This window comes from Rufibacter sp. LB8, from assembly GCF_014876185.1.
In the GTDB taxonomy this organism is placed as follows: Bacteria; Bacteroidota; Bacteroidia; order Cytophagales; family Hymenobacteraceae; genus Nibribacter.
Window position 1 is genome coordinate 2271103 of record NZ_JADALJ010000001.1, and the last position, 13159, is coordinate 2284261.

The following is a 13159-nucleotide window of genomic DNA, read 5'->3' on the forward strand; positions in this document are numbered from 1 at the left end:
TTTCGAATTCCCAAAATTTAGATAAAGTTATGCCAACGTTGGCATAAAGAAGAAAACGAAAGAAAATTACCAGAAGGAAACCTTACCCAAATTCCCGAAACACAACCTTAACCAACCTTATTCTATGCTCTTACTTGGAATCGACATTGGTACTTCTTCAATCAAAGTCTCGGTGGTGGATTCACAATCGCAGAAAAGCCTCGCGGCCGCGCAATACCCAGACGAAGAGTCTAAAATCACCGCCTTGCAGCCGGGTTGGGCAGAGCAATCGCCGGAGATGTGGTGGGAACATGCACAGCAGGCTATTTTAAAGGTCAACGCTTCTGGCACCTACAACCCGCAGGACATTGGCGCCATTGGCATTGCCTACCAGATGCACGGCCTAGTCATTGTTGACCAAAACCAGCAAGTGCTCCGCGACTCTATTATTTGGTGTGATAGCCGGGCGGTGCCCTACGGCACTGGCGCCTTTGACCACATTGGGCATGAGAAAAGCCTTTCCCGGCTTTTAAACTCTCCCGGCAACTTCACCGCCGCCAAGCTGGCCTGGGTGAAAGACAAGGAACCGCAGACCTTCCAAAAAATTCACAAGGTCATGCTCCCCGGCGACTTTATTAGCATGAAACTCACCGGCGAAATCACCACCAGCGCCTCTGCCCTCTCGGAAGGCATTTTCTGGGATTTTCAGAAAGATGAAGTGTCCCAGGATGTCCTGGACTACTTCGGGTTCAGCCACAACATCATTCCAGACATCAGGCCGCTTTTCTCCTCTCACGGTGAAGTAACCGCCGCGGTGGCGGAGAAACTTAATCTAAAAAAGGGAATTCCGGTGGCCTATAAATCCGGGGACCAGCCCAACAACGCCTTGTCTTTGAATGTGTTGAACCCTGGGGAAGTAGCCGCAACAGCAGGTACATCCGGTGTCATCTATGGCGTAAGTGACCAACTGGTGCACGACTCGCAGTCACGGGTGAACACGTTTGCGCACGTCAATTATGCCACCAATCAGAAACGGGTTGGAGTGTTGCTGTGCATCAATGGAACTGGCATCTTGAATAGCTGGTCCAAGAACAACCTGGCCGCCGGGCAGTCTTATCATGACATGAACGCCAAAGCCAGCGAAATTAACATTGGCAGCGACGGTTTGCGCATCATGCCTTTCGGGAACGGGGCCGAGCGCATCTTGAACAACAAAATCATTGGTACGCACTTCCACAACATTGACCTGAACCTGCACACCCAGGCGCATATCTTTAGGGCTATTCAGGAAGGCATTGCCTTTTCCTTTCGGTACGGCCTAGACATTATGCGGGAGAATGGCATGAACCCCAAGGTAATCAGAGCCGGAAAAGCCAACCTGTTCCAGAGCAAGCTGTTTGCCGAGGCCTTCGTGAATGCCACCCATGTACCGGTAGAACTTTACCAGAATGACGGCAGCGTGGGGGCCGCCCTGGGCGCTGGCATTGGCGCCGGAATCTTCGATTCCCCAGAAGAAGCCTTCCAGTATTTTGAGCCGGTAGAATTGGTGGAGCCTACTCTTATAGACCAGTATGAACCCGCCTACCAAAACTGGAAAACCTTTTTAGAGAAACACTTACAGAACTAATCTTTTACAATCAATACTTTTTATCATGGCAAATCTGACTTTAGGAGACAAAGAATTTTTTAAAGGAATTGGACAAATAAAATTTGAAGGGCTGGAGTCTGACAACCCGCTGGCTTTCCGGTGGTATGACGAAAACCGCGTGGTGGCCGGCAAGACATTAAAAGACCATTTGAAGTTTGCCGTGGCGTACTGGCACTCTTTCAATGCCAACGGTTCTGACCCTTTCGGTGGCCCTACCCTCAATTTTGCTTGGGATGAAAGTTCAGATGTGATTACCCGCGCCAAAGCCAAGATGGACGCCGCTTTTGAGTTCACCACTAAAATAGGCATGCCTTATTACTGCTTCCATGATGTAGACGTGGTGGATTATGGCAATGACATTGCTGAGAACGAGCGCCGCCTGCAGACCATGGTGGAGTACGCCAAGCAAAAGCAAGCCGCCAGCGGCGTGAAACTGCTGTGGGGCACGGCCAATGTGTTCTCGCACCAGCGCTACATGAACGGGGCTTCTACCAACCCAGATTTCCATGTGCTGGCCCACGCCGGTGCCCAAGTGAAAGCCGCCTTAGATGCCACCATTGCCCTAGATGGCGAAAATTATGTATTCTGGGGAGGCAGAGAAGGTTACATGACCCTGCTCAACACCAACATGAAACGGGAGCAAGAGCACTTTGCCCGCTTCCTGCATACCGCTAAAGATTATGCCCGCGCCCAAGGCTTTAAAGGTGCTTTCTTTATTGAGCCCAAGCCCATGGAGCCTACCAAGCACCAGTATGACTATGACTGCGCCACAGTGATAGGCTTCCTGCGCCAGCATGACCTCTTAGGTGACTTCAAAATCAACATTGAGGTTAACCACGCAACCCTGGCGGGCCATACGTTCCAGCATGAATTACAGGTGGCCGCAGATGCCGGCGTGCTGGGCTCCATTGACGCCAACCGCGGCGACTACCAGAACGGCTGGGACACCGACCAGTTCCCCAACAACTTAAATGAATTAACGGAGGCAATGCTTGTCTTCTTAGAAGCGGGCGGGTTGCAAGGCGGTGGCGTGAACTTTGACGCCAAAATCAGAAGAAACTCCTCTGACCCAAAAGACCTGTTCTACGCCCACATTGGCGGAGCCGATACATTTGCCCGCGCCCTGATCACTGCAGACAACATCCTACAGAACTCTGACTTCCTCAAAGTGCGCGAAGAGCGTTACTCTTCCTTTGACAACGGCAAGGGAAAAGAGTTTGAGAACGGCAAATTGTCTTTGGAAGACCTGCGAGCCTATGCCGTTGAAAACGGTGAGCCAGAAGTCCGCAGCGGCCGCCAGGAATACCTGGAGAATCTGATCAACCGGTTTATCTAAGCCTTTCACTCACAAACCCTTTTTTCTTTTCCTATGATCAAGAACGAAAAAGTAACAACGGGCCAGAACTTGCCTTACATAGCCGGAATAACTTTGATTGCCACGTTAGGCGGTTTGTTGTTTGGGTATGACACTGCGGTTATCTCTGGTGCAGAAAAATCTGTGCAAGCGTATTTGATTACCGGCCAGGGCCTCAGTACCTGGGTGCACGGGGTCACCATCTCCAGTGCTTTGATTGGCTGCATTCTAGGCGGGGCGGTGTCTGGCCTTTTCTCCTCCAGGCTTGGCCGCAAGAAAACGCTGATCATTGCCGCGGTTCTTTTCTTATTGTCGGCCCTGGGTTCTGGCTATCCTGAGTTCTTGTTCTTTGAAGAAGGGAAACCCACCATGGGTCTGCTGTACATGTTCAATTTTTACCGCATTATAGGTGGCATTGGCGTTGGGCTGGCCTCAGCGGTGTGCCCGGTCTATATAGGTGAGATTGCCCCGGCTAACCTGCGGGGGCGCCTGGTTTCTCTGAACCAGTTTGCCATCATCTTCGGGATGCTGATTGTGTACTTCGTGAATTGGGGCATTGCCAATGGCCAAAACATTGAATGGTTAAACGAAACCGGCTGGCGGTACATGTTTTTGTCAGAAGCTATTCCAGCCGCCCTTTTTGGTGTCCTGCTGTTTTTCGTACCAGAATCACCCCGGTACTTGAGCATGGTGAACAGAGATGAGGAAGCTCTGCAAATCTTGACCAAAGTAAACGGAAGCGTGAACGCCAGAACCATTTTCGCGGAGATTAAACAGACTGTGGAGCACCATTCGGGCAAGCTGTATTCTTATGGCAAAACGGTCATCATCATTGGTATTCTTCTTTCGGTTTTCCAGCAGTTTGTGGGTATCAATGTAGCCTTGTACTATGCGCCCCGCATTTTTGAGAGCATGGGTGCCGGGAAAGATGCGTCTATGCTACAGACGGTGGTAATGGGCGTGGTCAACGTGCTATTCACGGTGTTGGCCATCATGACCGTGGACAGATGGGGTAGAAAACCACTCTTAATGGTAGGATCTGTAGGCATGGCCATTGGCATGTTTGCCATCTCCGGACTTGCCTATTATGAAGTGATAGGCATTAGCACATTGGTCTTCATCATTATCTACACGGCTTCTTTCATGATGTCCTGGGGACCTATTTGCTGGGTATTGATTTCAGAGATATTCCCTAATAAAATAAGAGGGAAAGCGGTGGCGGTGGCCGTGGCTGCACAATGGGCGGCCAACTATTTCATCTCAGCCACCTACCCTTCCATGATGGAGTTCAGCGGTGCCTTTACCTATGGCTTTTACGGCGTCATGAGTGTGCTGTCACTGCTGTTTGTTTGGAAAATGATACCAGAAACCAAAGGCAAGTCTTTGGAAGAACTGGAATCTCTGTGGCAAAACAGCCCAGACGTGCCAACTGTAAAATCAAATGTGCTTACGCCAACAACCACTATTTAATAGGTAGCGCCTGCCCTGTTCCTCCAGAACATAGGCAGGCCTTTTTAGACGAGCATAACATCTCCTGGTGCAACTGGTCAGTAGCCGATAAAGAGGAAACCGCCTCTGCCCTTAAACCAGGCGCCAGCAAGACCGGCAACTGGCCCGAAGACCAAATCACCCCCTCGGGCAAACTGGTACGGTCTGAACTTCTTCGGAAAGCCAAACCGTGATAGCGCAAATGGTCTATACACTTCTAAAAGCCAAGACGCCAACAACCGTTCTGCGCCAGAATTTAAACCCGTTTTCGGGCTCATTTCTGGAAATGGAGCCAAAAACGGACGCTCCAAGATTTTTACGCGGTGCTTTCTACAGGTCTCTGTCTGGAAATAGCAGCGTCACAATTGTCAATGAAGGCTTGACCGAAGAAGGTAGAGACGCAATACTTTGCGTCTTGGCGCCATGCAACATCTAGGCTGCCTTCCATGAAAGCTGCCTTAGGTGGGAATTTGCGCCCTTGTCGTGTTTTCACCAACAAGGCACCCTTGGGTTTGTTGGTGATAACACCAACAAAGGCGGCTATGCGTTTCCTGCAGGCTATTACAGTTTGCTACCAAGATCCTTCCAGGATGACAAAAGCGGTGAGTCAAAATCTAACCGTGGGGACAATTTTTCCTGTTTTTGGGCTCATTTTCATAAATGAGCCCGAAAACAGGAAATAGTGATAGCCGAGAAATTGAATTATCAGAAAGAGTAGCAATGCGTGGGAGACGCAAGGTATTGCGTCTCTACAGAAATGCGGCAGCTTTGCACGAATTTCAACGGATACAAAACCACCTGAAAAGAAAAAGCCCCTCAGATTTCTCTAAGGGGCTTTCCAGGTTGTCCGACCAGGTTTCGAACCTGGACTCTTCTGAACCAAAATCAGACGTGTTGCCAGTTACACCATCGGACAATCTCTCACGACAAACAGGTTGTCGTCGTTTGGTGATGCAAAGGTAGGAAAGAATTTATTCAGCGCAATAGCACCGGGTAAAAAATTTCAGAAAAATTATTCCATAATCCGCTCCAGCGCGGTGTCATAGCTGTTTTTGATAGTAGCCAGGGCATGGAAGTTCTCGCCGTCCACCACACAGTTCTGGCCGGTCACGGCGCCAAGTTTCGTGAGGGTCAGGTTATTAGCGGATACCAATTTTTCAAAAGCTTCCTGTTGTGCGGCAGAAATGCTCACTACCACACGGCCCTGGCTTTCGCCAAACAAGTACGCGTCTTTCCGGAAATTTTTATCGGTGACCACCTCAAAACCGAGGTCGTTCGGCATGGCAGATTCCAGCAGCGTGATGTAGAGACCACCATCGGCGCAGTCATGGGCAGATTGAATTAGGCCTTCAGCAATCAAGCTAGCCACGGTTTTCTGCAGCAACAGCTCTTTGTCCATGTCAAACATGGGGGCCGGCGACAATTTCACACCGTGGTAGGAATACAGGTACTCACTAGATGCGATGCAGTTGGCTGGGTCACCTAATAAATAGATGGCATCGCCTTCCTGCTGGAACGCCAGGGTCATGGTCTTGGTTTTGTCTTCCACAATGCCCAGCATACCAATGGTTGGCGTAGGGAACACAGGGCCTTCGTCTGAAGACTGGTTGTAGAAACTTACGTTACCGCCGGTCACGGGCGTCCCGAAGGCGGTGCAGGCTTTGCCCATGCCTTTGATAGCGCCCACAAACTGCCAGTAGACTTCCGGCACGTACGGGTTCCCGAAGTTCAAACAGTTGGTGATGGCCACAGGCTCGCCGCCGGCGCAGACAATGTTACGGGCGGCTTCGGCCACGGCAATGGCGGTGCCTTCCTCGGGGTCGGCATTTACGTAGCGGCTGTTGCAATCCACGGTGATGGCAATGGCTTTATCAGACCCTTTCACCTTCACTAGGGCCGCATCTGCCGGGCGATTGGTGGTCAAGGTGGCCGTGCCAATCATGGAGTCATACTGCTTGTACACCCAGCGCTTGGAGGCAATGTTGGGGTGCGTGGCCAGAAACTCGGCTATCTCTTTATAATTGGCAGGCTCTTTAATAGAGTCGATGGTGAATTTCTTGGATTCTGCGTAATAGGCGGGCTCTTTGTATTCTCTGTGGTACACCGGTGCGCCGCCGCCTAGCACCAGGTCATCAGCGGGAACATCAGCCACCAATTCGCCTTTCACATAATAGCGTAGGCGTTTAGTATCGGTTACTACACCAATCTGCTCGCAGGTCATGTCCCATTTGTCGCAGATTTGGAGAATCAGGTCTTCAGAGCCTTTCTCCATGACTACCAGCATACGCTCCTGGCTTTCAGAAAGCAGAATCTCGAAGGGTTGCATGTTGGCTTGGCGCGTGGGCACTTTGTCCAGCCAGATTTCCATGCCGCTTTCGCCTTTGGCGCTCATTTCAGAAGTAGAGCAGGTAATGCCAGCCGCGCCCATGTCCTGCATGCCTACCACTTTTCCGGTAGCCAGCACTTCCAAAGTAGCTTCTAATAAGAGTTTTTCCTGGAACGGGTCACCTACCTGTACAGACGGCAAGTCGTTCACAGAATCTTCGGTGATGTCTTTACTGGCGAAGGCTGCGCCATGGATTCCGTCTTTGCCGGTGGCGGAACCGATGATGAACACCGGATTGCCCACGCCGTGCGAGGTAGCGCTGGCCGTTTTGCCCACTTCCACAATACCTGCAGAGAACGCATTCACCAGCGGGTTAATGTTGTAGCACTCGTCAAAGAATAGCTCGCCGCCCACCGTCGGGATTCCGAAGGCGTTGCCGTAATCACCGATTCCTTTGACCACACCTCTTAAAAGACCTTTGGTTTTTTCTGATTTGATATTCCCGAAGCGCAATGAATTGAGCTGCGCAATAGGCCGGGCACCCATGGTAAAGATATCTCTATTAATACCGCCCACGCCCGTGGCCGCGCCTTGGTACGGCTCCAATGCTGATGGGTGGTTGTGTGATTCTATTTTAAAGGAACAAGCCAAGCCGCCGCCAATATCTACCAGACCCGCGTTTTCCTCACCCGCTTTGGCCAGCATGCGCGGCGAGTCTTTGGGCAAGGTCTTCAGCCACACAATGGAGTTTTTATACGAGCAGTGCTCAGACCACATCACCGAGAAGATGCTCAGCTCGGTGAAGTTGGGCGTGCGGCCCAGGATTTCTTTGATGCGGTCGAATTCTTCGGGGAGGAGACCCAGTTTCTGGGCGGTGTCAACGGTGGTAAGCGTGGTCTGGGTTTCCAAGACGGATATGGATTTGGTAAGACGAAGGCAAAAATAAAGATTTCTTTGACACGCGCGGGGTTAAAGTTCGGCTCAAACCAGTATGCTGATTTTTCTTTTAAAGCGATAGCCGTTATTTATTGAAAAATGTAGCGTCGTCCCGCGGAAAGACGTGGTTCTTCACAGCTAACCAGCTAATCTCACCAAAAGACTGTTTTCGCAGCTTTTCAAAGCTCTTTCGGATTTATCAATCCGGAAGTAGTCTGTCCGGGATTTATCAATCTTCGTGTTCCCGCTTTTACATTGGCTCAAAACGGGGATTAGGAAATCCCCGACAGAGTGGTTCGGGATTAGAAATCCCGAACAGCAGATTTACCAATCCCGAATAGCATATTAATGAATCATCATTTGTCACAAAAACCTTCCTTTGCAATAATTCTTACAATTGTTCCGCCTTGGTGTAAGGTCTGTTTAAAATGGAGACATTTCAGTTGCATAGAGACACGTCGTTTCGCGGAACGACGCTACATTTTCCGTTTTTGGGCTCTAAACTGAAAATGGAGCCTAAAATGAACAGATTGTTACGCCAACATTACAGCACGGTAACCAACAGATTATGATTAAGTTAAGCCTGACCCCGGCACTGGATTGATTGAAGAAGACGCCGTAGTATTACACAGGTTCTACATAAAACCGTACCACTATGCGCGTAACCACAGACAAGAAAGACATAATACTGGTAGTCTATTACAACTCGTTCCAACCCATTGCTACTTTACCGCTACAGGAAGACGATGACTACATAGCCTGGCTGGTGGACAGCACCAACGCCATTCCCTGCGGAAATTATTATTGCCTACGCCTCACCACAGCCCAGGAACTACGGCAGGTGCGCCGCATTTTCCCGGCTATTGGCCGCGTGAACCGGCACCTGCGCTACCGCGGCGTACTCCGGAAAAAAGCCCAGAAACGCATGACCACCGCCGTGCCCACCGCCAACCAATTCCAAGAAACCTATACGTTTCAGCCGGCCATCTCGTCACGCGCGGCGGCTATTTTGGGGTTTAAGTGGGGTTGGGTGAAATCGTTTTTCCAGCTTTCCTTGAACAATGGCTAACATGCAAGCGGCTAGCACTACCCTCTGGTTTTATTTGAAATCTGCCTCCCCGGTGTTCACCTGCACTTTGCCTGCCCAAGACCAACGGCTGGCTCCTCTGCTGGAAGATGTGCGCATGGTGCGGCACGGGAATACCATTTTTATTCACCTGCGCAGCCAGTTTGAGTGGGAACGGGCGCACTACTTCCTGCAAGACCTGGCACCTGCCCGCAAGGTTTCGTCAGCGGCCTAACAGGTTTACTTTCTTCTGGTTACGCTTCTTTTGCGCCCGCGCCGTTTTTGGCTTCATTTCTGAAAATGAGCCCGAAAACGGCACGGGCGCTTCGGTAAATTTGGTTGGGCCGTATTCGCTAAAACTTTTTTGGTACTTCTATGGAAATCAGAGGAGAATGCCGTAGTTTTGCACCCTGAAAGAAGTGAGTATCTTTATAAATAATTATAAACCAACCAAATGGCGAATATTGGCAGAATTACCCAGGTGATCGGGCCCGTAGTGGACGTAAGCTTCTCGGGTGAGAATTCTAAGTTGCCCAAAATCATGGATGCCCTGGTGGTGGTGAAGTCAAACGGTGCCCGCGTGGTACTGGAGACGCAGCAGCACTTAGGCGAGGATCGGGTACGTACCATTGCGATGGACGCAACTGAGGGCTTGACCCGCGGCATGGAAGTAACCGACCTGGCATCTCCTATCTCTATGCCTACCGGCGACAACGTGCTAGGCCGTCTGTTCAACGTGATTGGTGATGCCATTGACGGTATTCCGCAGCCAGTAAGTGAGAACGACCTTCCTATTCACAGAAACGCCCCGCGTTTTGAGGATCTTTCTACTTCGTCTGAAGTTTTGTACACCGGTATCAAAGTAATTGACCTGATTGAGCCCTATTCTAAAGGTGGTAAAATTGGTTTGTTCGGTGGTGCGGGAGTTGGTAAAACCGTATTGATCCAGGAACTGATCAACAACATTGCCAAAGGCCACGGTGGTCTTTCTGTGTTTGCCGGTGTAGGTGAGCGTACCCGTGAGGGAAATGACTTGCTGCGCGAGATGATTGAGTCTGGCATTGTGAAGTACGGTGACGAGTTCATGGAGTCTATGGAGCACGGCGGATGGGATTTATCCAAAGTGGACCAAGAGGCTTTGAAAGAGTCTAAGGCAACTTTCGTGTTTGGTCAGATGAACGAGCCTCCTGGGGCACGTGCCCGTGTGGCCTTGTCTGGTTTGACCATTGCTGAGTCTTTCCGTGACGGCGACGGTACTGGTGCCGGCCGCGACATCCTTTTCTTTATTGACAATATCTTCCGTTTCACCCAGGCAGGTTCTGAGGTGTCGGCTCTTTTAGGTCGTATGCCATCTGCGGTGGGGTATCAACCAACCTTGGCGTCTGAAATGGGTGCCATGCAAGAGCGTATCACGTCAACTAAGCGTGGTTCCATTACGTCTGTACAGGCCGTTTACGTACCTGCAGATGACTTGACTGACCCTGCTCCTGCAACAACGTTTGCTCACTTAGATGCTACCACGGTACTTTCCCGTAAAATCTCTGAGCTTGGTATCTACCCTGCGGTAGACCCTCTGGATTCTACCTCCCGTATCTTGACCGCAGACGTAGTAGGCGAAGAGCACTACAACACTGCCCAGCGCGTGAAAGAGATCCTGCAGCGTTACAAAGAACTGCAAGACATCATCGCTATCTTGGGTATGGACGAATTATCTGAAGAAGATAAATTAGTCGTGTCAAGAGCACGTCGTGTACAGCGTTTCTTGTCGCAGCCATTCCACGTTGCCGAGCAGTTCACCGGCTTGAAAGGTGTATTGGTTGACATCAAAGACACCATCCGTGGCTTCAACGAGATCATGGAAGGCAAGCATGACAATCTGCCTGAGGCAGCCTTCAACTTGGTTGGTACCATTGAAGACGCGGTTGCCAAAGGTCAGAAAATGATGGCCGAAGCGAAATAAATTTTAATGTGCTAATGTGCTGATGGTTTAATTAGCACACTAGCACATTAGCCAATTAGCACATTAATAGATGTATCTAGAAATCATTACCCCAGATAAAAGAGTGTACGAAGGCGATATCACGTCGGCGCAGTTCCCTGGCATTAACGGTGGGTTTGAGGTTCTCAACAACCACGCCCCTTTGATTAGTGCCTTAGGAAACGGCCCGGTGCGGGTAACACCCACTTCTGGCACTCCACTGGTGTTTCAGATTGACGGTGGCGTGGTGGAAGTGGTAGACAATAAAATCATTGTCCTCGCTGAAGCCGTAACCGCCTAAGTACTTTCCTGTTTTTCATTCTGAAAGCCCGTTCTTCTGCAAAGAAGGCGGGCTTTCTCCGTTTTCGGGCTCATTTCCGGAAACGAGCCCGAAAACGGAATTTTAGTTACCTTGACCTGGAGAAGCAGTCAGATTTCAATTACCGCCTGATTTATGAAAGAGAAGTCCTCCCTAAAAATCTGGCTTACCGGCCTGCTGGCCACAGGCAGCGTAGCCTTGGTGTGCTTCGGAGTGGCCAAATTCCTGGGCTACCATAGTTTCGCCTTCGCCTGGACGCTTAATTTTTTGCTGATGGCATGGTTTACTTCTCTGGTTAGTGCCATATTACCTAAATTGGACGCGTCTTATTTCCTCCCGAAACCTTTTGAGAAAGACGGCAAGATTTACAAATACGCAGGCGTTCTGGCTTACCGGAAACTATTGGCCTTGCTACGTTGGGACAAGATGATGCCCAAAGGAGTTACCGTACAACCAAATGCCGCCGCACTGCAACAACTGGAATACAACACCAGAGTCTCAGAAACGGGCCACACGCTTATTTTTCTGCTAGTGCTGGTGGTCACCGTTGTGATGACAGATTCTTTGAAACAGGCAAAGTGGCTCTGGTTCACGAATATTCTACTCAATGTGTATCCCGTGCTGCTGCAACGATACAACCGCCCCCGGTACCTTCGGCTGCTGCAGCGCTTCAACGTAGCAGAGCGCCCTAAATAAAAATTGAGCGCCTAAACCTGTGGCAGTTCCTTTGGTTTGTTATCTTAGATGTTGCAAGCAGATTTTGTTTCTAATTCCTAATTCCCAATTCTTAATTCTCCTCCCTTGTCTATATCGCCTAAAACCACGCCCATTTACCAGACTTCGGTGTTCACGTTTGACGACCTGAACGCGCTGGAAAACTACTTCGCCGAGCCAGGCCCGCAATATATGTACACGCGCTACGGCAACCCCAACACCGATGAACTGGCCCAGGAAATTAACCAACTGGAAAAAGGCGCAGGCGCGGTGGTCACGTCCTCGGGCATGTCGGCGATTTTGACGGCGGTTTTGGTGTATGCACAGGCTGGTGACCATGTGCTGTGCGCCGAGGAAATCTACGGCGGTTCTTCGTCTCTGCTTAGCCAGGAACTCACGCGGGTAGGCATTTCGGTGACGTACGTGCCTACCGTAGACATATACTCCCTGGAAGGTTACGTGCAGGAAAACACCAAACTCCTGCTAGCCGAAACCATCAGCAACCCCATGATGATGGTGATGGATTTGCAGCGCTTAGCCCAGACCTGCCAGCAGAAAAACATCAAACTTGTCATCGACAACACCTTCGCCTCTCCGGTGATCACGCGGCCCCTGGGTTTGGGTGCCGATGTGGTGATCCATAGCGTGACCAAATACCTCTCGGGCCACAGTGACGTGACCGCCGGCGTGGTGGTCACCAAAGAAGCCGAAACCGCTACCCGCGCTGCCCAGATTATGCGCACCTGGGGCCTGAACCTGAGTCCGTTTGAAGGCTGGTTGGCCGCACGCGGTCTCAAAACCCTGAAACTGCGCATGCGCGAGCACAGCGCCAACGCCCTGGCCCTGGCCCAGTGGCTCCAGCAGCAACCACAAATTCAGGCCGTCTTCTACCCCGGCCTCCCCGACCACCCGCAGCACGAACTCGCCAAATCCCAAGGCAACGGTCTCTATGGAGGCATGCTGTCGTTTAGGCTGGCAGATGAGGCGGAGGCCGTGAACCGGTTCATGCGTGCGCTCACGCATATTCCCTTCGCGCCGTCATTGGCCGGCGTGACTACTTCTATCTCCTACCCTGCCGGCACCTCGCACCGCGGACTTACCGCTGAGCAGCGCGAGAATTTAGGCATTACCGTGGGCTTGATACGGTTGTCTGTGGGTATTGAGGAAGTAAAGGGATTGAAGGTTGATTTGGGGAAAGCGTTGGCAGCGGTTTAAATATACTGGCAATAAAAAGGCTGAACGCATGTGGCTAGGCTAACCTTTGGCCCACAAGGAGACCAATTAAATAAGAACTACTAAAACAATAACCATTAATTTTTTAAAGAAAAATACTACTGCTTTCTACAGCTGT

At 50.7% G+C, this 13159-nt stretch carries 10 protein-coding genes and 1 tRNA gene; 9 read left to right on the plus strand and 2 right to left on the minus strand.

The features are described from left to right. Nucleotides 1-124: 124 nt before the first annotated feature. The 3 genes from IMY23_RS09645 to xylE are packed head-to-tail and all read left to right on the plus strand — an operon-like array spanning nt 125 to nt 4451. A complete protein-coding gene (locus IMY23_RS09645; protein ID WP_192821881.1) occupies nt 125-1606 on the plus strand; it encodes a xylulokinase in 1482 nt (493 codons plus the stop codon). Between the two features lie 25 nt (nt 1607-1631). Further along, nucleotides 1632-2963: a xylose isomerase gene (gene xylA, locus IMY23_RS09650; protein ID WP_192821882.1), complete on the plus strand. Its 1332-nt coding sequence runs from the start codon at nt 1632-1634 to the stop codon at nt 2961-2963. A 33-nt stretch (nt 2964-2996) separates the two neighbouring features. After that, nucleotides 2997-4451 carry a D-xylose transporter XylE gene (xylE, locus tag IMY23_RS09655; protein WP_192821883.1) on the plus strand — a complete coding sequence of 485 codons (1455 nt, stop codon included), beginning with the start codon at nt 2997-2999 and terminating at the stop codon, nt 4449-4451. 861 nt (nt 4452-5312) lie between these two features. Here the strand turns inward: xylE and IMY23_RS09660 are convergent. Next, nucleotides 5313-5385: transfer RNA gene (locus tag IMY23_RS09660), tRNA-Gln, on the minus strand. A gap of 96 nt (nt 5386-5481) precedes the next feature. Next, nucleotides 5482-7704: a phosphoribosylformylglycinamidine synthase subunit PurL gene (gene purL / locus IMY23_RS09665; RefSeq protein ID WP_192821884.1), complete on the minus strand. Its 2223-nt coding sequence runs from the start codon at nt 7702-7704 to the stop codon at nt 5482-5484. 682 nt (nt 7705-8386) lie between these two features. Here purL and IMY23_RS09670 point away from each other — a divergent pair. The 6 genes from IMY23_RS09670 (at nt 8387) to IMY23_RS09695 (ending at nt 13023) form a co-directional block, all read left to right on the plus strand. Continuing rightward, nucleotides 8387-8800, plus strand: a complete 414-nt coding sequence (locus IMY23_RS09670) for a hypothetical protein (RefSeq protein WP_192821885.1) — start codon at nt 8387-8389, stop codon at nt 8798-8800. Further along, complete coding sequence (locus IMY23_RS09675; protein ID WP_192821886.1) at nt 8793-9032, plus strand: hypothetical protein; 240 nt, start codon at nt 8793-8795, stop codon at nt 9030-9032. Before IMY23_RS09670 ends, IMY23_RS09675 begins: the two co-directional genes overlap by 8 nt. Before the next feature lie 219 nt (nt 9033-9251). Next, complete coding sequence (gene atpD, locus IMY23_RS09680; RefSeq protein WP_192821887.1) at nt 9252-10757, plus strand: F0F1 ATP synthase subunit beta; 1506 nt, start codon at nt 9252-9254, stop codon at nt 10755-10757. A gap of 70 nt (nt 10758-10827) precedes the next feature. Continuing rightward, nucleotides 10828-11076: an ATP synthase F1 subunit epsilon gene (gene atpC / locus IMY23_RS09685; RefSeq protein WP_192821888.1), complete on the plus strand. Its 249-nt coding sequence runs from the start codon at nt 10828-10830 to the stop codon at nt 11074-11076. A 153-nt stretch (nt 11077-11229) separates the two neighbouring features. Beyond that, complete coding sequence (locus IMY23_RS09690) at nt 11230-11790, plus strand: hypothetical protein (protein ID WP_192821889.1); 561 nt, start codon at nt 11230-11232, stop codon at nt 11788-11790. Nucleotides 11791-11895: 105 nt separating this feature from the next. Continuing rightward, nucleotides 11896-13023 carry a PLP-dependent aspartate aminotransferase family protein gene (locus IMY23_RS09695; protein ID WP_192821890.1) on the plus strand — a complete coding sequence of 376 codons (1128 nt, stop codon included), beginning with the start codon at nt 11896-11898 and terminating at the stop codon, nt 13021-13023. Nucleotides 13024-13159: the final 136 nt, after the last annotated feature.

Bases quoted from the DNA above. Each gene is read 5' to 3' on its own strand.
- atpD (WP_192821887.1), top strand. From the start codon at position 9,252: ATGGCGAATATTGGCAGAATTACCCAGGTGATCGGGCCCGTAGTGGAC.
- xylA (WP_192821882.1), top strand. From the start codon at position 1,632: ATGGCAAATCTGACTTTAGGAGACAAAGAATTTTTTAAAGGAATTGGA.
- IMY23_RS09645 (WP_192821881.1), top strand. From the start codon at position 125: ATGCTCTTACTTGGAATCGACATTGGTACTTCTTCAATCAAAGTCTCG.
- atpC (WP_192821888.1), top strand. From the start codon at position 10,828: ATGTATCTAGAAATCATTACCCCAGATAAAAGAGTGTACGAAGGCGAT.
- IMY23_RS09690 (WP_192821889.1), top strand. From the start codon at position 11,230: ATGAAAGAGAAGTCCTCCCTAAAAATCTGGCTTACCGGCCTGCTGGCC.
- IMY23_RS09670 (WP_192821885.1), top strand. From the start codon at position 8,387: ATGCGCGTAACCACAGACAAGAAAGACATAATACTGGTAGTCTATTAC.
- IMY23_RS09675 (WP_192821886.1), top strand. From the start codon at position 8,793: ATGGCTAACATGCAAGCGGCTAGCACTACCCTCTGGTTTTATTTGAAA.
- xylE (WP_192821883.1), top strand. From the start codon at position 2,997: ATGATCAAGAACGAAAAAGTAACAACGGGCCAGAACTTGCCTTACATA.